Raw genomic sequence first — 21,101 nt, 5'->3', positions numbered from 1 at the left:
ATCCCTTTATCCGTGAGGAAGCTGATTAAACTTCTCATTCACCTACCTGTACTGAGCACCCAATGCATTAGCTCTCTCCTGCTGCTAGAAGAGCGACAGGCGCGCCGTTACTTAGAGGCACTGAAACTAGCCCTGCCTTTTCTTCTCAAGTCCATGCCTGAGAATTTGGAGCGCATTGACGAAATTGCCGATGATGAGGAATGGATAGAGCATGCCTGGGTCGACCCATATGCTTAGGTGACGAAGCCATAGGATCAACAAGGGGTCCTGAAGGCATGCCCTTAGAAGCCAAAGCTATATCAGAGAGGGACACTGCCGCCAGCCATTAACCGTGGAAAGGGGACTGAACTGAGCGGCAGTCAGGAGTAGAGCCAAAACACTTTGCACCAGGAGTTGATATCAAAAAGACATCGCCTCGTATGAGCCCTGCATCTTAAAAATGTTCTCTCCATTCTCCGCTCCGGAGCTGCGCTAATTGCAAAGTGATATCAGCATCACAAAACCTATAAGAGCTGTAGAGCTACGCGCTAATGGAGTACGGATAGAGGCTGACAAAAATCTAGCAAAGCGGATACGATGGTCTCGCGGATGCCCACTTGGGTGTCCTACGGCGCTGTACCACTCTAGGAATTTCTTAGGGAAAACTTATTGTAAATCAATAAGTTAGGAGATTGGAGGTGGCCCCACCAGCCACACCCCGGCACACGATGTCACCGCTACGGCTGCTTCCTTCCGGACCTGACCGGGTTCACGGCTGATCGTTGCGGGGGGACCGGTAGGACCACCATAACGAACTCACCAAAGGGTGAGGCGCGCTATTCTACCTGCTTGAGCGAAACTTACAACCTTTTCAGTCATTTAGCGAAACGTTTGACCGCAGCGCCTAGATAGGATGCTGCGGCCGTATTTGCTAGAGGCTTATGCCATAGCCTGCAAGCTGCTCCAGAAAGGCTTGTTCATCGAGCACGGCAACACCCAGTTCGCTCGCCTTGGCCAGCTTAGAGCCCGCACCCGGCCCAGCCACAACACAACTGGTTTTGGCCGAGACGGATCCCGCTACCTTGGCGCCCAGGAACTCCAGCTTTCCCTTGGCAACATCCCGACTCATGGCTTCCAGCGTTCCGGTCAATACCCACGTCTGGCCAGCCAGCGGTAATCCTTCGACCTGCTGCTTCTCGCTCTCCCAATGCATGCCAAATTCACGCAACTGGGCCTCGATGGCGCGAGCCCGCTCGGCATGGAGCGTATCGCTGAAATAGTCACGAACGGCCTTCTTAGCGCGCTCATTAAGCCCCTTCATAGCGCTTAGGTCGAGCCAATCAGCAGAAATCAGCGCCTCAACTGTCTTAAAATGGGTAGCTAGGTTTTTGGCCCCCGTTGCAGCGACATAAGGAATGCTTAGCTTGTCGATGAAGTCTGGGAACGTAGCATAAGCCGCGAACTCTGGATGCAAGCCACCGTCTTCCTGGATCTGAACTCCATTGCCAAGCAACTGTGCTATGACATCCTGGTTATGTTCTTCTTCAAAGAAGTTATGGATTTCATAAGCAACTTCATGACCGATGTCCGGCAAGTAAGTCAGCACTTCCGGTAGCGCCCTTTGAACCCGCTCAAGGCTACCGAGCGTCCTTGCCAGCAGCTTGGCCGTTTCCTCCCCTACATCAGGAATACCCAGGGCGAAAATGAAGCGGGCCAGTGTAGGCGCTCGGCTCGCCGCAATAGCGTTGAGCAGGTTATTGGTCGAAACCTCTGCGAACCCTTCCAATTGCACCACCTGATCGTAGGTCAGTGCATAGAGGTCCGCTGGCGATTTAACCAAGCCACGATCTACCAATTGCTCGACGATCTTGTCGCCCAGACCATCAATTTCCATGGCGCGGCGTGAAGCGAAATGGATAATTGATTGTTTAAGTTGTGCCTGACAAACCAAGCGTCCAACGCAGCGATACACCGCCCCCGCACTGACCGATTCGCGTCCTTTACCACGCTTGATCAATTGCGTACGTTCCACCTCAGAGCCACATACAGGGCAATGCTCTGGTACACGTACCGGTTGCGCATCGCCAGGGCGACGCTCAGGTACGACCTGCATGACCTGGGGGATAACATCACCGGCTCGCCGGATGACCACGGTATCGCCAATCATCAAGCCCAGACGCGCTACTTCATCCATATTGTGCAACGTAGCATTGGTTACCGTCACGCCACCGACCTGAACGGGCTTAAGACGCGCCACAGGAGTAATGGCGCCAGTACGGCCTACCTGGAATTCGACATTGACCAGTTCCGTCAGCTCTTCACGCGCAGGGAATTTGTGAGCGATAGCCCAGCGAGGTTCGCGTGCCCGAAACCCTAATTCGCGCTGCCAATCGATGCGGTTAACCTTGAACACAACACCGTCAATCTCGTAGGCCAGGGCATCACGCCGCGCGCCGATGTCCTGATAATACGAACGGCAATCTTGAACACTGGCCGCCAACTTCAACTCACGACTGATAGGAATGCCCCACACCCGGAGCGCCTGCAGGATCTCGTATTGGGTTCCTGGCAGGCTCCCGCCTTCAACACGCCCATAACCATAAGCACAGAACTCTAGCGGACGGCTGGCAGTAATTTTCGAATCGAGCTGGCGCAGGCTACCTGCAGCTGCATTGCGTGGATTAGCAAAGGTCTTACCGCCAACCTCCATCGCCCGGGCATTCAGCGCCTCGAAGCCGGCCTTGGACATGAAGACCTCTCCGCGAACCTCCAAAACCTCAGGCCATCCTGCACCATGCAGCTTAAGTGGCACATTACGGATGGTCCGAACATTGGCACTGATGTCTTCGCCGGTAGTGCCATCACCTCGGGTCGCACCACGGACCAACACACCATGCTCGTATAAAAGACTGACCGCGAGGCCATCCAGCTTAGGCTCGCAGGTGTACTCGATGGAAACCGCATCGCCAAACAAGTCATGCCCTGCACCGCCCAACTCATCGGCCAGCCCGTCCCGGACACGACGATCGAAGTCCAGCAGATCCTGCTCCTCGAAGGCATTTCCCAAGCTGAGCATGGGCACTTCATGCCGGATGGTTCCGAAGGCAGCGAGAGCCGAGCCACTGACTCGCTGCGTGGGCGAGTCCGGCGTGATCAGCTCAGGGTGTTCGGCCTCGAGCGCTTTCAGCTCACGAAACAACCGATCATATTCCGCGTCAGGAACACTCGGCTCGTCCAGAACATAGTAACGATAGTTATGCGCATCGATTTCACTGCGTAACGCAGCAATGCGCTCTGCGGCATCTTGGGCTTGGGTCATGCGGGTCTCTCTCCAACACCCCGAAACTAGCTAATGCAAGCGGGGCAGAAACAAAAAGAGCAGCATACGCTGCTCTTGAATCGACTCTGAAATCGGCTCAGCGTTTCTGAGTCAGGCTCTTACGCTCGAAGTCGATAATACGCTGACGATAATGCTCGATCGTCTGGGCGGTCATTACGCTGCGCTGTTCATCCTTGAGCTCACCATTGAGCTCGGAGGCCAGCTTGCGGGCAGCTGCCACCATCACCTCGAAAGCCTGCTTGGGATGACGCGGCCCCGGCAGCCCTAAAAAGAAGCTCACCGCCGGCGTACGGAAGTCATCGATTGCATCGAGATCAAACGTACCAGGGCGCACAGCATTAGCCATGGAAAACAGGACCTCCCCATTACCCGACATACTTTCGTGCCGATGGAAGATGTCCATATCGCCAAAGCGCAGCCCGCTCTCAAGAATATTTTGTAACAGAGCCGGGCCACGAAAGCCGCTTTCATCACGCGAAATCACGTTAATGACAAGCACTTCCTCAACAGGAGGCAGCTCCTTGCGTTCTTTTGGAGCTGCCTCGGAAACAGCAGGCTCGGCTGCCTTTTCACGCATTTCCTTACGATTCTTGCCGCGACCACGGGTAGGCAGATCGTCTTCGACATCCAGAGCACTGAGTTCAGGCTCCGGGTCACCCACCATAACCTCTTCCGCCACCGGCTCCTCACGACGCTTGCGCGAACGGCCATTGGAGCGTGGCGCCTCTTTCTCATCGTCATCAAAGGACGGTTCTCGAGGATCGATGACACGAGAGGGACCAAGCAGTTCAGAGCTGCCACCCTCATCGGACTGACCTGAGAGGCTGTTATCCAGGCGAAATTTCAGCTTCCCCTTACCGCTCATCCGTCGCCAGCCATCGAAGAGTATGCCGGCGATAACGATGATGCCGATGATGATCAGCCATTCGCGCAGACCGATATCCATGTAAGACGCATACCTCTGTCAATAATCAACTTCGCGCCTGCCGCCTGCCGTCCTTCGACTGGCAAAGTGCCAAACGCCCAAAAACGGGCATAAACTAGCACGCCCGCATTTAACTTTACACCGTCTGTCGCTTTATGCCTCAGCCAAAGCTACAGCTTCTTCTACATCCACCGCCACTAAACGTGAGCAACCCGGCTCATGCATTGTGACGCCCATTAATTGATCGGCCATTTCCATGGCGATCTTGTTATGGGTGATATAGATAAACTGCACCTTTTCCGACATTTCTTTCACCAGCCGGGCGTAGCGACCAACGTTTGCATCATCCAAAGGGGCATCCACCTCATCTAGCATGCAAAACGGTGCCGGATTAAGTTGAAAAATCGCAAAAACCAATGCAATGGCGGTTAAGGCTTTTTCACCTCCGGACAACAAATGGATGGTGCTATTTTTCTTGCCAGGTGGACGCGCCATGATCGCAACCCCGGTATCGAGTAAATCTTCTCCGGTAAGTTCCAGATAAGCGTGCCCTCCTCCAAAAACTTTTGGAAACAAAGCCTGTAAGCCCTGGTTAATCTGGTCGAAGGTTTCCTTGAAACGATTACGCGTTTCTCGGTCAATCTTGCGAATGACATTTTCCAGTGTTTCCAGGGCCTCAACCAGATCTGCATTCTGCGCATCAAGATAACGTTTACGCTCAGACTGTTGCTGGTACTCCTCGATTGCTGCCAGATTGATTGGCCCCAAACGCTGAATCCGGGCCGCCAGCGCCTCCAGTTGAGCCTCCCAGCCCGCCTCGGTTGCGTCATCCGGCACACCCGCTAAAACAACATCCAGATCATAACCTTCTGCCAGCAACTGCTCCTGCAGCGTCTTTCGGCGTACTGACAGCCCCTGCCACTCCAGCCGTTGCTGTTCTACCTGAGTACGCAGTACATGAGCCTGCTGTTCGGCCTGGGTACGACGGCGCTCGGACTCGCGCAGTTCACGATCAGCCTCTTCCAAAGCCAGTCGCGCGCCACGCAACTCTTCATCCACATTCAGGCGCTGCTCAAGCAAGGCCTCAAGCTTTATGCGCAATTCATCCAGTGGTGCCGAACCCTCTTCAAGATTGAGACTGAGCTGTTCCCGCCGCTCATCCAGGCGAGCAGCCTGAAGCATGAGACGCTCAAGAGCCTGCTGGGTAGAGTCATGCTGTGCTCTCAAGGAGCCAAGCCGTACGGCCAGCTGATGGGCCCGCTCCTTATGCAACCGGGTCTCCTGGCGAATACGGTCGAGCCGCTCTCGCAACGACTCGCGCCTGGCTAAAAGCCGCTCACGCTGTTCGGTATCGGCAGCCATGGCATCGAGAGCATCCTGCAGGGTCAGTCGTGACTCACCGATTTGCTCATGCTCGATAACCTTTTGTTCCGCTAGCTCCGCTTGCTCCTCTTCCAGGCGCTGGCGTCGCAACGCAAGCTGTTCGGCTTTTGCCTGCTGCGCTGATAGCTGTGCCTTGATCTCGCCCTGACGCCGGCCATCATCCTGAAGACGCCTGCGCACGGTCTCCCTGGCCCCCTCCCCCTGAGACACTGCGTGCTGTTGTTTTTGCAGCGCATCCTCCAGTTCAAGGCGCACTTCCGAAAGGTGTTGATGTTCAGCTTGCAGACGCTCGAGTTCCTGACTCCGAGCCAGTAGACCGCTCTCGGCATCGCTGGCACGCCGCACACGTAAAAAGTGACGTGAAATCCAATACCCGTCCCGACTGACTACACTCTGACCTTCGCCCAGCGTACTCCGCTTCGCCAAAGCCTCGGCCAGATCTTCGACCGGAAACACCTGGCCCAGCCAGGGAGAAAGATCCTGTGAGGCCTCGACCTTATCGAGCAAACTTCCAGCACTTACCGCTTCGCCTTTGTTTGAAAAGGCCAAGCGCAGCTCGCCGTGCTCGAACACTGAAAAGTCCAGATCGTCTATCTCGTCCAGGCATACGGCCTGAAGATCAGCGCCCAGTACCGTCTCAACCGCTATTTCCCAGCCCGGCTCGACGCGTATACCTTCTGCCAGACGTGGGCGCTCATGCAAATCATGCCTATGTATCCATTCGCTAACACCCTTCCCAGGGTCCAGTGCTGCCTGCTGCAAGGCCTCGAGCGAGGCAATACGCCCTTCAAGCCGCTGGATATCGCCCTGCGCCTGTACGTGACGGGCCGTCATGTGCTGGAGTTCATCACGACTCGCACCGAGGCGCTCGATAATGCTCGCTTCCTCGGCAAGCGACTCGTCCATGGTCAGCTCGATAATCGCCAGTGCTTCAGAGAGTTCCAGCAAGGCGGCATCGCCCGGGTCGGAAACCAGCTGTGCCAGTTCATCATGCAGACGACGCTCACGCTCGACCAACCGCTCCAGGCTCTGCTCCAGATGACGAATACGCGACTGCTGAACATCGGCCTCCCGCTGGGGAGCTGCGCTGCGCTGGTTGAAGCTGTCCCACTCCTGCTGCCAGCCCAGCATTGCTGACTCAGCCTCTTCCAATGCCGCAGCCGATTCATCCGCCAAGGTAGCGCTAAGTGCCTGCTCAGGCTCCAGCATGGCCAACTCTTCAGCCAGGGTCGCCAGTAGGGTTTGGTCATGCCCCAAATGGGATTCGGTTTCCTGCCGAGCACGCTCGGCCTCACGCAAGTCATCCTGGAGCTGGCGCAGCCGTTGCTGGCCATGCTGGATGCTCTGCTCGATTCGTGCGATATCGCCGCCTACGGCATAAAAGCGGCCCTGAATCTGATTAAACCGCTCGGATAATTCATGATGACTGTCACGCAGGCGCTCAATACTGGCATCGGCGCTGCGCTGTTCGGCTATTAACGCCTCCAGAGCTACGTCCTGACCGCCAATGACCCTCTCACGCTGTCGGACCTGTTCATCAAGCTCACGCCAGCGCAAGGCCCCCAGTTGCGCCTTCAACTGACGCTCCTCGGCCTTGAACGCCTGGTACCGTTCGGCCGCCTGAGCCTGACGATGCAAACGTTCTAGCTGACGCTCCAGCTCTTCACGCAGATCGGTCAGCCGTGCCAGGTTTTCCTGAGTGCGCCGTATGCGGTTTTCGGTTTCCCGTCGACGCTCCTTGTACTTGGAGATGCCCGCCGCTTCCTCAATGTAATTACGCAAGTCTTCCGGACGCGCCTCAATAAGCTTGGAGATCATGCCCTGTTCGATGATCGAATAGCTTCGTGGGCCTAGCCCTGTGCCCAGAAAGATATCGGTAATGTCACGGCGACGACATTTGGTGCCATTGAGGAAATAGGTATTTTGCGCATCCCGCGTCACTCGGCGGCGAATGGAAATTTCGGCATAGCTGGCATACTCGCCCACTAACGAGTTGTCCGAGTTATCAAAGATCAACTCGATCGAGGCCTGGGTAACCGGCTTACGGCTGTTGGAGCCATTAAAAATGACATCGGTCATCGACTCGCCGCGCAGGTTCTTGGCCGAACTTTCGCCCATGACCCAGCGTACGGCATCGATGATATTCGACTTGCCGCAGCCATTCGGCCCAACCACGGCCGACATATTAGTGGGAAAATTAACTGTCGTCGGGTCAACAAAAGACTTGAAACCCGCGAGCTTGATCGATTTTAACCGCATCTACCCATCCTACGTGTGCGCTGTCAGGAGGCAGACAGGCACAAGGGATCGATTTTATCACTTGAGGGAGCCTATGCCATGATCCATGCGAAGCGCTTGCGTCGCCGTATCGAAATCATCATTTTCCGAGCCGATACGGCAGCTGGCCGCTGGTTCGACGAAGCGCTGCTGTTTGCCATCCTCGCCAGCCTGGTTGTCGTCATGCTCGACAGCGTGGAAATGTTCCGTGAGCAGTACCGCCAAGAGCTCTCTATCTTGGAATGGACGTTTACTATTCTTTTCGGTATCGAATACCTGCTGCGCTTATACAGCTCTCGAAGGCCACTGAAATATGCGTTCAGCTTTTTTGGCATCGTCGATTTACTGGCCATTTTGCCAAGCCTGATTGCCCTTTTCCTTCCATCCGCCCAATACCTGCTCATCATCCGAGTTCTCCGCCTGTTGCGGGTGTTTCGTATTCTCAAGCTGCGGCAGTATCTTAAACAGGCCAATTTCCTAATCACTGCCTTACGCAGTAGCCGCCAGAAGATCACGGTATTTTTGCTAAGTGTTCTTACCCTGGTAACGCTCTTCGGCTCGCTCATGTATGTTGTAGAGGGCCCTGCCAACGGCTTTACCAGCATACCCAAGAGCATCTACTGGGCCATCGTCACACTGACAACGGTAGGTTTTGGCGACATAACGCCCAAGACACCCTTTGGCCAGGGAATCGCAAGCCTCGTGATGATTTTCGGCTATTCGATTATTGCTGTGCCAACCGGTATTTTCACAGCCGAGCTATCCAATGCCTTAAGAATTGATAGTGCGGTGCATAAAAGCTGCACGACGTGCGGCAAGGAGACTCACGAAGTCGAGGCTGCGTTCTGTAGTCGCTGCGGCAATACCCTCTATCGACAGGCCGATCCTGCTCAATCATAAATAAAAAAGGCGGCTCATGGCCGCCTTTCCAGTACTGCTACGCACTTAGTAGTACGCGTTTTCTCGATTGGTATGGTCAGTTACGTCGCGAACGCCCTTGAGCTCTGGAATACGCTCGATCAGGGTCCGCTCCACCCCGTCCTTCAAGGTCATATCAACTTGACCGCAGCCCTGGCAGCCACCGCCGAACTTCAGAACGGCGATACCATCATCAACCACATCCACAAGACTGACCATCCCGCCATGGCTGGCAAGCCCTGGATTGATCTCGGTCTGCAGGTAATAGTTGATACGCTCGTTCAGCGGGCTGTCCTCGTTGACCATTGGCACCTTGGCATTGGGCGCCTTGATCGTCAGCTGGCCACCCATGCGATCAACGGCATAGTCCACGATGGCATCTTCAAGGAACGGCTCGCTGATCGCATCGATCCAGGCAGTAAAATCCTTGAGGCCCAGTGCCGTATCTTCCGGCTTCTGCTCACCAGGCTTGCAATAGGCAATGCACGTTTCCGCGTATTGAGTACCAGGCTGAGTGATAAAGACCCGAATGCCGATACCGGGCGTGTTCTGCTTTTCCAACAGGCCGGCCAGGTAATCCTGGGCAGCTTCAGTAATAGTGATAGCGCTCATTTTAACTCCTCGCTTACCTGGACTCAGTGTACGCCAGAGCGGTCGACGGATAAAGCCTTACTAGTTTAGTAGGATAAATGGCCCCAAGGTTTCCCTTGTCGACCAGGCGAGCCGCTGTTTAATCAAACTTTTGCAAAGGCCAGGACTCACATCCTTACCGGAAGCCCCATCAGAGGGTATATGGATCACGCCAGATGAGGACCTACGCCATGCACAGCTCCCAACCTTTTCTTACCGACATCGAAACCATTCGCCAACGAGCTCGCCAACACATCGAAGACGGCTCGATCACTGAAGGTTACACCGCTGACCGCGAAACAATCATCAAACTGCTGAACGAGGCGCTGGCTACCGAAATCGTCTGCACTTTGCGTTACAAACGCCACTTTTTCATGGCCACTGGCATCAAGGCCAGCGTAGCCGCTGCCGAATTTCAGGAGCATGCAAAGGAAGAGCAAGAGCATGCCGACCGTCTGGCGGCCCGTATCGTCCAGTTAGGCGGTGAGCCGGACTTTAACCCCGAAGGCCTGATTACGCGCTCCCACGCCCAATACTCCGAGGGAAGCGACTTGCGTGACATGATCAAGGAAGACCTGATCGCTGAACGCATCGCCATCGACAGTTACCGAGAAATCACCCAGTACATCGGCGACAAAGACCCTACAACGCGCCGGATCTTCGAGGATATTCTTGCTCAGGAAGAAGAGCATGCAGACGACATGGCCGGTCTATTACAAGGCCTCGACTAAACCGCCGGGCCTCTCGTGCAAAGCCCGGACAACCGAGCTTTGCACGTATGACTTTTACCCCTTCGAATAAACGGTAACCTGGTTACGTCCATTGTGCTTAGACTGATAAAGCGCCTGATCGGCACATTCAATCAGAGCTCCGTAAGTATCGAGCGGCTGACTCAGATCTGACTCTGCAACACCTACGCTGACGGTAAAGCGAATCGTGTGCTCCTCGTGCTCCACCGTCAGCAATTCGACCTGCTGGCGTAGCCGCTCGGCGAAGACTTGAGCCCCACTGCAAGGCGTTTCAGTCGTTAGTACGACGAACTCCTCCCCGCCGTAGCGCCCTGCCCGGTCCGTAGTTCTAACCTGGCGACCAATAAGCGCGGCCAGGGCCTGAATTACCTTGTCACCACCTGGGTGACCATAGGTATCGTTGATCTTTTTGAAATGGTCTATATCAATCATGACCAGACTTACATTGCACCGATAGCGCTGATGCCGGGCAAATTCATGCGTGAGGCATTCTTCCCAGAACCCACGGTTAAAAAGCCCGGTCAGGCGATCCGTCCGAGACAGCTCTTCGAGCTGAGAATTAACAGACTGCAATTGACGCGTATTAGTGGCTACACGCGTTACGTCATAAATAATAACGCCGATATGCCCAACGTTTCCGCGAGTATCGTGCAACGGCAAAATGGTGACATTCTGGAACATGTGATCTTCCATCCCGGTAATGGGCTGGTAGTTCTTGAACCTTATCAAATATGGCCGTTGCTCCCAGATTGTGAACATGGGAGTACCCAACATGGCGACGCTTTCCACTTTGTAGCGAAACCAGTCCCTGTCCATATCGGGAAACAGATCAAATAATTGCCGGCCCTGCGCTTCACTAGGAAGGACGCCAGAGTGGTTCTCCATGAAGCTGTTCCAGATCTCCACTTCATAGGCACGATTGATCACCAGCACACCAACATCGATGTGTTGGACGATATCCAGCATCCAGTGAAGGTCGTCAAGCTCGATCGCCATGTCTTAATCCATCAGGTAATTGACCTTGCTGGTAAGCCGCTTGACCGAGTCCTCGGTAAACAGCAGTAGCAGATCGAAATGAATACGATGACCTTCCAGGCTGTAACTGACTTCGACCGCCAAGGTCTTGCTCCAGCGATCCCGGTTGATCTTAATCAGGCTTTCCAAGGGTGTGTGCTGCCCGAGAATCATGGGGTGCCCCTGGGAGAAACGCACATCCAACTGCTCGGAAAAACCACTCAGGCAGGCACCGATCAAGATGCTGGCCAAATCCAGCTGCATCTCTACCGGATCGTGATCTCCCAGTTCCTCCTGGCGGAGCAGTAAAGCCATATCCTTGGCTTCGGAATCATGAAAAATCAGCAGCGCCTCACCAGCAATGCCGTTACCAATAAAGCCCTGGCAGACCGCTGTAACACGGCTCCCTCGCTGGATATCGGCCAGAGCCATGTGCAGCTCACCCACCTCAAGAATATTGACGTTGGGGATCGGTAACCGAACGAAGACATTGAGCACTTTGGCCAGAAGGGCCGCTGCACGGCCAATAGAAATGTTGACTACTTCACGAAAGGCGTCGCGAAAGCTGACGCTTGGGTCGGGCCGCTCAACAACCTGCCTGCCCGCCTGCCTATTCATCAGTCCATACGACAGTAATAATTCGCGCAGCTGATCTGCATCAGCAGGTTTCTTGAGAAAAGCCAACGCACCCAGTTCGAGTACACGCCGGATAGCCTCATCCTGCACATCACCCGATACCACGATAACCCGGCAGGCGAGCCCCTCCTCTTTCAATGCCACAAGTGTTTCGTATCCATCCATGACGGGCATGGTCAGATCAAGCAGAACAACCTGGCCGAGCCCCTGCCGTATAGCCTCAAGTGCTTCACGGCCGTTAGTCGCCTGAGTGATAGCAACCGACCATTCAGGCGGCAAGGCACGGATCAATTGCTTGCGTGCCATAGCGGAGTCGTCACAAACCAGTAGCGGAATAGCACTCACGATGGATACTCGCGTTAATTAGCCATGTCGGATACATGAGCATTTCTAATACAGTAGATGATCAAAGCAGGCTTCGTGCCATGTAGAGGCTTTGCTATCATCTCCTGTTTCTGTCGCTGTTATCGGATATCGCCCATGAACGATCGCGCCACACGTCTTGCCGCACTCCACTCCGCACTCAAGGAGCGCATTCTGATCCTGGACGGCGGCATGGGTACTATGATCCAGAGCTACCGGCTGGAAGAAGCGGATTACCGCGGCGAGCGCTTTGCCGACTGGCCCAGCGACGTCAAAGGCAATAATGACCTATTGCTGCTGACGCGCCCGGATGTCATCCAGGCTATTGAGAAAGCCTACCTGGACGCCGGTGCCGATATTCTCGAAACCAATACGTTCAATGCCACTCAGGTTTCCCAGGCCGACTATGGCATGGAGGCGCTGGTTTATGAGCTGAACGTCGAAGGTGCGCGTCTTGCACGTCAAGTCGCTGACGCAAAGACTGCGGAAACGCCAGATAAACCTCGTTTCGTTGCTGGCGTACTCGGCCCGACCAGTCGTACCTGCTCCATTTCTCCCGATGTCAACAATCCTGGCTATCGTAACGTCACGTTTGACGAGCTGGTAGAAAACTATACCGAAGCGACCCGCGGCCTGATCCAAGGCGGCGCTGACCTGATTCTGATCGAGACGATCTTCGATACCCTGAATGCCAAGGCAGCCATCTTTGCCGTGCAAGGTGTTTTCGAGGAGGTCGGCTTCGAGTTGCCGATTATGATCTCCGGCACAATTACCGATGCCTCCGGTCGGACCCTGTCTGGCCAGACTACCGAAGCCTTCTGGAACTCAGTGCGCCATGCCAAACCCATTTCGGTCGGCCTGAACTGTGCGCTGGGCGCCAAGGAACTTCGTCCTTATGTAGAGGAACTGTCAGCCAAGGCCGAGACCTATGTCTCTGCCCACCCGAACGCAGGCCTACCCAACGCGTTTGGCGAGTATGATGAAACGCCCGCCCAAATGGCCGAGGTTGTCGAGGAGTTTGCTGCCAGTGGCTTCCTGAATATCGTTGGCGGCTGCTGCGGCACTACGCCAGGCCATATCCAGGCGATTGCCGAAGCGGTAGCCAAATACAAGCCGCGCGCTATTCCTGACATCCCTCGCGCCTGTCGACTGTCCGGCCTTGAGCCGTTCACCATCGACCGCAACTCCCTGTTCGTGAACGTAGGCGAGCGCACTAACATTACCGGCTCGGCAAAGTTTGCCCGTCTGATCCGTGAAGAGAACTATGCGGAAGCCCTGGATGTAGCACGCCAGCAGGTCGAAGCTGGTGCCCAGGTAATCGACATCAACATGGACGAGGGAATGCTAGACTCGAAGGCGGCCATGGTCACCTTCCTGAACCTGATTGCCTCCGAGCCGGACATCTCCCGCGTCCCGATCATGATTGACTCCTCTAAGTGGGAAGTGATCGAAGCGGGGCTGAAATGCATCCAGGGCAAGGGCATCGTCAACTCGATCTCCATGAAGGAAGGCGTCGAGGCGTTCATCTACCACGCTCGCCTGTGCAAGCGCTACGGCGCGGCTGTGGTCGTAATGGCCTTTGATGAAGACGGCCAAGCAGATACCGAAGCGCGCAAGAATGAAATCTGCGCTCGTTCCTACGACATCCTGGTTAACCAGGTGGGCTTCCCCCCGGAAGACATCATCTTCGACCCGAACATCTTCGCGGTCGCGACCGGCATCGAGGAGCACAACAACTACGCAGTAGATTTCATTAACGCCTGCGCCTTTATCCGGGACAACCTGCCCTACGCCCTCTCCTCCGGCGGCGTATCCAACGTGTCCTTCTCGTTCCGCGGCAACAACCCAGTGCGCGAAGCCATTCACTCGGTCTTCCTGTACTACGCCATCAAGAACGGCTTGACGATGGGCATCGTCAACGCCGGACAGCTGGAAATCTACGACGAGATTCCAAAAGAGCTACGTGAAAAGGTGGAGGACGTCGTCCTTAACCGCACGCCTAACGGCACCGAAGCCTTGTTGGCTATTGCCGACAAGTACAAAGGCGACGGCTCCGTCAAGGAAGTCGAAACTGAAGAGTGGCGTAGCTATCCAGTCGGTAAGCGCCTTGAGCATGCCCTGGTCAAAGGTATAACAACCTTTATCGTTGAGGATACTGAAGAAGCGCGCCAGCAGTGCACTCGCCCCATTGAGGTCATTGAAGGCCCGTTGATGTCTGGCATGAACGTTGTCGGCGATCTGTTCGGCTCCGGCAAGATGTTCCTGCCGCAAGTGGTCAAATCTGCCCGCGTAATGAAACAGGCTGTGGCACATTTGATTCCCTTCATCGAAGCCGAGAAAGGCGATAAGCCCGAGGCGAAGGGCAAGATCCTAATGGCCACTGTAAAAGGCGATGTGCACGACATTGGCAAGAACATTGTGGGCGTGGTGCTGGGCTGTAATGGCTATGACATTGTTGACCTGGGCGTAATGGTTCCAGCGGAAAAGATCCTGCAGACCGCTATCGAGCAGAAGTGCGACATCATCGGCCTCTCTGGTTTGATCACTCCCTCATTGGACGAGATGGTCCATGTAGCCAAGGAAATGCAGCGCCAGGGCTTTAAACTGCCGCTAATGATCGGTGGCGCCACTACGTCTAAAGCTCACACAGCGGTCAAGATCGAACCCCAGTACAGCAACGATGCCGTGGTATACGTGACTGACGCCTCCCGCGCTGTGGGCGTGGCAACTCAGCTCCTCTCTAAAGAGCTCAAGGCCGGTTTCGTAGAAAAGACCCGCATCGACTATGTGGAAGTACGTGAGCGCACCGCCAACCGCAGCGCGCGTACCGAACGGTTAAGCTATGAAAAAGCAGTCGCCAACAAACCTGCCTTCAATTGGCTCGGCTATCAGGCTCCTAAACCCAGCTTTACCGGCACCAGAGTACTAGAAGACATTGACCTTGCCGTTCTTGCCGAATACATCGACTGGACACCGTTCTTTATCTCCTGGGACCTTGCTGGTAAATACCCACGTATCCTGACCGATGAAGTAGTAGGCGAAGCCGCCACTGCCCTGTTCAACGATGCTCAGGCCATGCTGAAAAAGCTGATTGACGAAAAGCTCATCAAGGCCCGCGCAGTGTTCGGCTTCTGGCCGGCCAATCAAGTGCATGACGACGACTTGGAAGTTTATGGCGAATCCGGCGAAACCCTGGCGACCTTGCACCACCTGCGCCAGCAGACTATCAAGCCAGACGGCAAGCCCAACTTCTCCCTGGCCGATTTTGTGGCCCCCAAGGAAACGGGCATAACCGACTACATGGGCGGCTTTATCACCACTGCCGGTATTGGCGCAGAAGAGCTGGCAAAAAGCTACGAAACCAAGGGCGATGACTACAACGCCATTATGGTCAAGGCACTTGCAGATCGTCTGGCCGAAGCCTGTGCCGAGTGGCTGCACGAGCGCGTTCGTAAAGAGTACTGGGGCTATGCGAGCGACGAGCAGCTGTCTAACGAAGAGCTAATCCGGGAGCGCTACAAGGGCATCCGCCCGGCCCCTGGCTATCCAGCCTGCCCGGACCACACCGAAAAAGGCACCCTCTTTGCCCTGCTCGACCCAGAAGCGCAGTTCAATCAGGCGGGCCGCAGCGGTGTATTCCTGACAGAGCACTACGCCATGTTCCCGGCAGCGGCTGTGAGCGGCTGGTACTTTGCCCATCCGGAAGCGCAGTACTTTGCCGTTGGCAAGATCGACAAGGATCAGGTGGAAAGCTATACCCAACGTAAAGGTCAGGACCTTGCTGTCACTGAACGTTGGCTAGCCCCTAACCTGGGTTACGACAACTAAATTGTTGCATACGGTGGGTTAGCCAATAGCGTAGCCCACCTATCTTTTACTTTTTTGAAACCACCTTATGTCCACCGAAACGCCTTACCTGCTTGACCAACTTGAACTCGCCGACATGCTCGAAATCGAGGGCTTGTATGCTGCTGACTTCATCCTAAACGATGAACTTCTCGACCAAGCCGACGCGGCTGCCGAAGCGGATGAGTCCTTTGAAAGCGAAGAGACCGTCCTAAGTATCGAAGCGCTCGATGGACGCGAACGCAAGCGCTGGCAGTTCAGCTACAACAGCGTGATGGAAGCTCAATACAATGCCTCGGAAGACAGCTGGCTGGTAGCCGGGTGCCAACTCAAGTGCCTTTCGGCCATCCGTGCCGAGTCCGAGGAATAATCTTTTACCGCCCAGCATCATTGCCGGGCGGTAGCGCTTCAAACACGATCCAGCGGGCTTAATACCGCCAACCTACCCCGATTAAGCACATGGGTGTAAATCATGGTGGTTTTCACATCAGAGTGGCCAAGCAACTCTTGCACTGTCCGAATATCCTGACCGCTCTCCAACAGGTGCGTTGCAAAGCTGTGGCGTAGCGTATGGGGCGTAGCCAGCTTGACGACTCCTGCCACCTGAACAGCCCGTTTGAAGGCACGTTGTAGCTTCTGCTCATTGAAGTGATGCCGCCTGACGGCACCGCTGCGAGGGTCAACGGATAAACTCGAAGCAGGAAACACATATTGCCATCCCCACTCCCAAGGAGCCTTTGGATACTTGCGTGCCAAGGCATCAGGCAAATAAACGTCACCACGCCCCTGCGCCATTTCATGCTGATGCAAATGCCTGACATGAGCGAGCTGGACTTTAAGCGGCTCAACCAAGCGCATAGGCAATACAGTTACTCGATCCTTCTTACCCTTTCCGTCGCGGATCACGATTTCCCGTCTGCCAAAGTCAATATCCTTGACGCGCAGCCGGACAGCCTCCATCAGACGCATGCCCGTTCCATATAACAGGCTTGCTATAAGCCAAGGCTCTTCCTCAAGATTTGCCAGAATCGCTTGTACTTCCTTTATCGACAATACCACAGGTAACCGGCTCGGCTTTTTAGCACGCACTACCTCACCTAGCCAGGGCAGATCCTGCCGCAGCACTTCTTTATAAAGGAATAAAAGCGCAGCCAGCGCCTGATTCTGGGTTGATGCCGCTACATCTTTATTAACCGCCAGATGCGATAAAAACGACTCAACCTCCGGCGCTCCCATTTCGACCGGATGTCGATAATCATGAAACCGAATGAATCGCTTGACCCACTCGCAATAGACACGCTCCGTTCGGATCGAGTAGTGTTTAAGCCTTATCTGCTCCCGCACCTGATCCAGCAGCCGTGGCCTTCCGTCCATGGTGTATAACTCCCTTATACAGTCAGTGCCCCTCTGAAACGCCCAGCCTAGATAGGGAAAATGAAGATGACAAGGAAGGTTATGCGTCAAACTCGTCCAGCGTGTTATCCGTCACATGACGTCTAATAATAGTTAGGTAGCTCATGCCGAAACTTGCATGCCCATGCAGCTATGTTCATAACCTCTCGCAAATCCCAGATGCCGGCTGGATAACGATTCGAGACGAAGAGTTTGACTCAATCAGCACCTCTGGCCTTGGTAGTGCAGAAAAGCTCGATGCTTTGTATTCAGCATCGGGGAGCATCTATGTCTGCCCCGACTGCTAGCGACTAATGTGGGCCAATGAGGGCAGCGCGGAGTATGTTACCTACTCCAGAGAGCAACCTAACTAGTGGTTCAAGTCGTTCGCTTCGCTCACTCGGGACGGGCTAAAGCCCGCCCCTTAACCAAACGTTAGGGTCAACCAAGAAACTATTCAAATGCACATGATACTGGCTTGGCTTGCAATTGTTTTTCTGGTCTATTGTTTTACTGTCCAAACTCTTACTTTGTTTTTAACACGTAGAGCGATAGCGACTCTTAAATCCAATACTGCAATTACATTTCGCCATGAAATACCATCAGAGAAATTTGGCTCGTATGGTAAGCATCTACGCTGGCTCACAGCCAATGCACAGGAAATCCCAGCTGAGCTGCATAGGTCAGTACAGGTGATAAAGCGCATCGAGCAGTCCGCATGGTTGTCTATGGCTATTACTTCTGCCTTCTACATCTGGTACAACTTAACAAAGTAACGAGCCATATTAAGTGCAGCGCTATGCCCCTAACTGGTGGTTCAAGCCGCTCACTTTGTTCGCTGGGACGGGCTGAAGCCCGCCCCTTAACCAAACGTTAGGCGTCATTTCTTTTTTGGCTCGTACATACATGGAAGTTTGTATTGCCGCCGCTCATAACGCTTTCACTACTCAACCGTCGCATTGCCAATTTGCGCGTCGTCTGTGCTTGCCTTGGCTCCGAGTCCGGCGACCAGAAGCATGCAGCGTTGTGAATCAGTCATCACCTACTGGCTTGAAGCCTCGAAGCCATTCGGCCACTGTGCGGTATCAGCCAGCGAGGCTCGGTTTGCTCCGCTGCCTAACAAGCGGTTCAAGCCGCTCCACTCCGTTCGCTGGGACGGGCTAACGCCCGCCCCTTAACCAAACGTTAGATTTTTATGCCAATCAAAAAGAAACTCGATGCATATCAAGGCAAATTATCTGCCTCAGAAATTGCAGCTGGCATGAACGCGGCCAACGCCAACGCCCTGCGTCTAGCAAACGATGCTGAGAAATTGCTGAAGACCGGAAGCTTTCCAACTGCAGCATCCCTCGCAGCTCTGTCTATCGAGGAGTCCGGAAAGGTTTCAATCCTACGCCAGCTTTCTACGGCTACTACCGCAGAAGAAATCAAAGCAAGCTGGAAAAATTATCGCTCTCATACTCGCAAGAACGTTCAGTGGTTGCTTCCTGAGCTCGCAATAAAAGGGGCAAGGAAGCTAGAAGATCTGCGCCCTCTCTTCGATGAAGATGCAGAGCATCCATTTATCCTTGATCAGCTAAAACAGCTTGGCTTTTATACGGATTGTTTGGGTAATAAAAATTGGTCGATGCCTAGCAACATCATCGACGAAAAACTCTCTCAATCACTCGTCCAAATAGCAAAGCTTCTCGCGGGAAAGAGCGAAGTTACTACAAAAGAAATTGAGTTATGGATTGAGCATGTCGGCCAGGCTTCAAAGAGCGATTTTTCCGCCATGAAAGAGGCTTTGATTAAATGGTACGCAGCAATGCAGGATGCTGGGCTTAAAGAGCGCGGAGCCAATTCAATGGAAAATTTCATCAAAAACGGCGTAGCATTCCCAAAAATCTAACTAGTGGTTCAAGTCGCTCACTTCGCTCGCTAGGACGGGCTAAAGCCCGCCCCTTAACCAAACGTTAGGCACTACACGGCATGAAAGTATTCCGCGGCAGCACGTTCAAAGCCGATCGCCCCTGGGGCGCCGTCGATATCGCCAACATGGGCGGTGTTACTACCCGCCTCCATTGGACAGACCAGCCGTATAAATGGCACATCAATGACGGTGAGGAAGTTTTCGCCGTCTTGGCCGGGCGCGTAGAGATGCACTTCCGAGACGAGACAGGAGCAGAGCAAAGTGCGCTCCTTGAGAGCGGTGACGTGTTCTATGCTGCCGTCGGCACAGAGCACGTGGCACACCCTATCGGTGAGGCGAGGGTTCTTGTCATTGAGCGCGAAGGCAGTGTCTAACTATTCGTCATGAATTGCGGCAACAGCCCCCTAACTAGCGGTTCAAATCGTTCGCTTCGCTCACTGGGACGGGCTAAAGCCCGCCCCTTAACCATACGTTAGAAGCCATAGCAATGAATGAAGTCATCATTAAGTCAGCAGATACAGCCGCACAATTGGTGTTATCAAACATCGAAGACGACTATTTTACTGCAGCATACAAAAGCCATGACGTCTTCTTTTTCAAGCGTGTCTGGGGCTACACCGACTGTAACTTGCTAGTAGATTTATTTGCGTACATGGCCAAAGAATGGAAAGGTTGGGACGGCGAGATAAACTGGGCATCAATTGAACAAGAGCTTTCAATTACATGCACATCAGATAAAAAAGGCCACATAGCAGTTAAGCTTATGTTCTCCCAATATGAAGGAGCAGAACCTTGGGAGGCTCAAGTAGTTTTGAATTTAGAAAGTGGAGTAATGGAGAAAGCCTCAAAAGATATTAAGGCATTTTTCCACAGGTGAATGGCTTCTAACTAGTGGTTCAAATCGCTCGCTTCGCTCACTGGGACGGGCTAAAGCCCGCCCCTTAACCAAACGTTAGAGGCTACATCCATGTCAGGCGTTTATCGCATCAGGTTGATGTTTGAATGGGGCGGCGGAACTTTATGGTGCGGTAACGAGGCAGCTTCAAAGAAATTCGATGTCGGCCCCGTAGAAGAACTGCTACCTATTAGTGAGCTATCACGCGAGAAACTAAATAACCTTTCACAGTTGCATGATACCGCCTTGAATTGGGAGTATCCGCCTGACCCCGGCCCCTGGAGTGCGGATGAATATGCAAGTTTTGACCAAATGGCATTAGCTTTATCAGTGGAACTACAAGCAGAGCTTGGCTCTGATTTCGAGGTAGTGTACGAACCTCTCGGTTGCCTCTAACAAGTGGTTCAAACCGTTCGCTGTGCTCACTGGGACGGGCTAAAGCCCGCCCCTTAACCATACGTTAGGGCACAAACGTGTCGAACCGATCTTTAGTCGCTTCTATCGAGAACGGCATTTCAGCATATGAGCAGGGAAACCTAGAGCTCCTGGCGCTGGAATGCTTGGTTGTTAATGCTGGGTCCGCTCTTGAGGCAATGCCTTACCATCTAATCCAGCAGTTCGAGGAAATCCGCGGTGACCTTCAAATCGACCGTTTTCGCAGTGAGGATGGTTTCGTATCCGGTACCTCTGAGCTAATAACGAGATTGAGGGCATGGCTCGATCATGTGCCGAAGTAGAGCCCTAACAAATGGTATATGGACTCTCCCCACAAGCAGTGAGGATAGCTTTTTCGATCCTGTCGTCAGCGCGGTTGCATTCGTATATCCGGCCTGTTCTGGGCA

The 21,101-nt window shown here is 54.0% G+C and carries 15 protein-coding genes, 1 other RNA gene and 1 pseudogene; 9 read left to right on the top strand and 8 right to left on the bottom strand.

Features of this window, described 5'->3' with window-relative positions; genetic code table 11:
• Positions 1-237: pseudogene (locus tag IQ22_RS23460) on the top strand (hypothetical protein); the annotation flags it as partial.
• 444 nt (positions 238-681) lie between these two features.
• Here IQ22_RS23460 and ffs read toward each other — a convergent pair.
• The 4 genes from ffs to smc all read right to left on the bottom strand — a co-directional run bounded on the left by ffs (position 682) and on the right by smc (position 7,886).
• Positions 682-778, bottom strand: an RNA gene (ffs, locus tag IQ22_RS21860) — signal recognition particle sRNA small type.
• A 132-nt stretch (positions 779-910) separates the two neighbouring features.
• Positions 911-3,298, bottom strand: a complete 2,388-nt coding sequence (gene ligA, locus IQ22_RS21855) for an NAD-dependent DNA ligase LigA (RefSeq protein WP_145145940.1) — start codon at positions 3,296-3,298, stop codon at positions 911-913.
• A 97-nt stretch (positions 3,299-3,395) separates the two neighbouring features.
• Positions 3,396-4,265, bottom strand: coding sequence for a cell division protein ZipA (gene zipA / locus IQ22_RS21850; RefSeq protein WP_145145939.1), 870 nt, complete (start codon positions 4,263-4,265; stop codon positions 3,396-3,398).
• Between the two features lie 132 nt (positions 4,266-4,397).
• Positions 4,398-7,886 carry a chromosome segregation protein SMC gene (gene smc / locus IQ22_RS21845; RefSeq protein WP_145145938.1) on the bottom strand — a complete coding sequence of 1,163 codons (3,489 nt, stop codon included), beginning with the start codon at positions 7,884-7,886 and terminating at the stop codon, positions 4,398-4,400.
• 78 nt (positions 7,887-7,964) lie between these two features.
• Here smc and IQ22_RS21840 point away from each other — a divergent pair, with 78 nt between their 5' ends.
• Positions 7,965-8,804: an ion transporter gene (locus IQ22_RS21840; RefSeq protein WP_145145937.1), complete on the top strand. Its 840-nt coding sequence runs from the start codon at positions 7,965-7,967 to the stop codon at positions 8,802-8,804.
• Between the two features lie 45 nt (positions 8,805-8,849).
• On the opposite strand, the gene nfuA is transcribed toward IQ22_RS21840, so the two are convergent.
• Positions 8,850-9,434 carry a Fe-S biogenesis protein NfuA gene (gene nfuA / locus IQ22_RS21835; protein ID WP_145145936.1) on the bottom strand — a complete coding sequence of 195 codons (585 nt, stop codon included), beginning with the start codon at positions 9,432-9,434 and terminating at the stop codon, positions 8,850-8,852.
• Positions 9,435-9,643: 209 nt separating this feature from the next.
• Between nfuA and IQ22_RS21830 the strand changes: the two genes are divergently transcribed.
• Positions 9,644-10,183 carry a ferritin-like domain-containing protein gene (locus IQ22_RS21830; protein ID WP_145145935.1) on the top strand — a complete coding sequence of 180 codons (540 nt, stop codon included), beginning with the start codon at positions 9,644-9,646 and terminating at the stop codon, positions 10,181-10,183.
• Positions 10,184-10,237: 54 nt separating this feature from the next.
• Here the strand turns inward: IQ22_RS21830 and IQ22_RS21825 are convergent, their stop codons facing one another.
• Together IQ22_RS21825 and IQ22_RS21820 are read right to left on the bottom strand one after the other, a co-directional pair.
• The gene (locus IQ22_RS21825) at positions 10,238-11,197 is read right to left on the bottom strand and encodes a GGDEF domain-containing protein (protein WP_145145934.1); all 960 of its coding nucleotides are present in this window, start codon (positions 11,195-11,197) and stop codon (positions 10,238-10,240) included.
• Positions 11,198-11,200: 3 nt separating this feature from the next.
• Entirely contained in the window at positions 11,201-12,157 is a 957-nt protein-coding gene (locus IQ22_RS21820) for a response regulator (RefSeq protein ID WP_244309378.1), read from the bottom strand.
• A 174-nt stretch (positions 12,158-12,331) separates the two neighbouring features.
• Here IQ22_RS21820 and metH point away from each other — a divergent pair, with 174 nt between their 5' ends.
• Both metH and IQ22_RS21810 read left to right on the top strand, forming a co-directional pair.
• Positions 12,332-16,042, top strand: a complete 3,711-nt coding sequence (gene metH, locus IQ22_RS21815) for a methionine synthase (protein ID WP_145145932.1) — start codon at positions 12,332-12,334, stop codon at positions 16,040-16,042.
• A 67-nt stretch (positions 16,043-16,109) separates the two neighbouring features.
• On the top strand, positions 16,110-16,430 hold the full coding sequence (locus IQ22_RS21810; protein WP_145145931.1) for a DUF5629 family protein: 321 nt from the start codon (positions 16,110-16,112) through the stop codon (positions 16,428-16,430).
• 38 nt (positions 16,431-16,468) lie between these two features.
• Here IQ22_RS21810 and IQ22_RS21805 read toward each other — a convergent pair whose 3' ends face one another.
• Positions 16,469-17,434, bottom strand: a complete 966-nt coding sequence (locus tag IQ22_RS21805; protein ID WP_145145930.1) for an integron integrase — start codon at positions 17,432-17,434, stop codon at positions 16,469-16,471.
• A 1,213-nt stretch (positions 17,435-18,647) separates the two neighbouring features.
• On the opposite strand from IQ22_RS21805, the gene IQ22_RS21800 reads away from it, so the two are divergent.
• The 4 genes from IQ22_RS21800 (at position 18,648) to IQ22_RS21785 (ending at position 20,655) form a co-directional block, all read left to right on the top strand.
• Positions 18,648-19,343, top strand: coding sequence for an AbiV family abortive infection protein (locus IQ22_RS21800; RefSeq protein WP_244309376.1), 696 nt, complete (start codon positions 18,648-18,650; stop codon positions 19,341-19,343).
• Between the two features lie 80 nt (positions 19,344-19,423).
• Positions 19,424-19,738 carry a cupin domain-containing protein gene (locus tag IQ22_RS21795; RefSeq protein WP_145145929.1) on the top strand — a complete coding sequence of 105 codons (315 nt, stop codon included), beginning with the start codon at positions 19,424-19,426 and terminating at the stop codon, positions 19,736-19,738.
• Positions 19,739-19,851: 113 nt separating this feature from the next.
• Entirely contained in the window at positions 19,852-20,241 is a 390-nt protein-coding gene (locus tag IQ22_RS21790; RefSeq protein ID WP_145145928.1) for a DUF6228 family protein, read from the top strand.
• Positions 20,242-20,331: 90 nt separating this feature from the next.
• Positions 20,332-20,655: a hypothetical protein gene (locus IQ22_RS21785; protein WP_145145927.1), complete on the top strand. Its 324-nt coding sequence runs from the start codon at positions 20,332-20,334 to the stop codon at positions 20,653-20,655.
• The last annotated feature ends 446 nt before the right edge of the window (positions 20,656-21,101 follow it).

It is taken from the genome of Pseudomonas duriflava (genome assembly GCF_007830155.1).
GTDB classification, from domain to species: Bacteria; Pseudomonadota; Gammaproteobacteria; order Pseudomonadales; family Pseudomonadaceae; genus Chryseomonas; species Chryseomonas duriflava.
This window is presented reverse-complemented; position numbering and strand designations above follow the sequence as displayed.

Excerpts from the sequence above, each read along its gene's own strand:
- IQ22_RS21800 (WP_244309376.1), top strand. The coding sequence starts at position 18,648 with ATGCCAATCAAAAAGAAACTCGATGCATATCAAGGCAAATTATCTGCC.
- IQ22_RS21830 (WP_145145935.1), top strand. The coding sequence starts at position 9,644 with ATGCACAGCTCCCAACCTTTTCTTACCGACATCGAAACCATTCGCCAA.
- IQ22_RS21810 (WP_145145931.1), top strand. The coding sequence starts at position 16,110 with ATGTCCACCGAAACGCCTTACCTGCTTGACCAACTTGAACTCGCCGAC.
- IQ22_RS21820 (WP_244309378.1), bottom strand. The coding sequence starts at position 12,157 with ATGGCACGCAAGCAATTGATCCGTGCCTTGCCGCCTGAATGGTCGGTT.
- IQ22_RS21790 (WP_145145928.1), top strand. The coding sequence starts at position 19,852 with ATGAATGAAGTCATCATTAAGTCAGCAGATACAGCCGCACAATTGGTG.
- IQ22_RS21840 (WP_145145937.1), top strand. The coding sequence starts at position 7,965 with ATGATCCATGCGAAGCGCTTGCGTCGCCGTATCGAAATCATCATTTTC.
- IQ22_RS21825 (WP_145145934.1), bottom strand. The coding sequence starts at position 11,197 with ATGGCGATCGAGCTTGACGACCTTCACTGGATGCTGGATATCGTCCAA.
- ligA (WP_145145940.1), bottom strand. The coding sequence starts at position 3,298 with ATGACCCAAGCCCAAGATGCCGCAGAGCGCATTGCTGCGTTACGCAGT.
- zipA (WP_145145939.1), bottom strand. The coding sequence starts at position 4,265 with ATGGATATCGGTCTGCGCGAATGGCTGATCATCATCGGCATCATCGTT.
- smc (WP_145145938.1), bottom strand. The coding sequence starts at position 7,886 with ATGCGGTTAAAATCGATCAAGCTCGCGGGTTTCAAGTCTTTTGTTGAC.
- IQ22_RS21795 (WP_145145929.1), top strand. The coding sequence starts at position 19,424 with ATGAAAGTATTCCGCGGCAGCACGTTCAAAGCCGATCGCCCCTGGGGC.
- IQ22_RS21805 (WP_145145930.1), bottom strand. The coding sequence starts at position 17,434 with ATGGACGGAAGGCCACGGCTGCTGGATCAGGTGCGGGAGCAGATAAGG.
- nfuA (WP_145145936.1), bottom strand. The coding sequence starts at position 9,434 with ATGAGCGCTATCACTATTACTGAAGCTGCCCAGGATTACCTGGCCGGC.
- metH (WP_145145932.1), top strand. The coding sequence starts at position 12,332 with ATGAACGATCGCGCCACACGTCTTGCCGCACTCCACTCCGCACTCAAG.
- IQ22_RS21785 (WP_145145927.1), top strand. The coding sequence starts at position 20,332 with ATGTCAGGCGTTTATCGCATCAGGTTGATGTTTGAATGGGGCGGCGGA.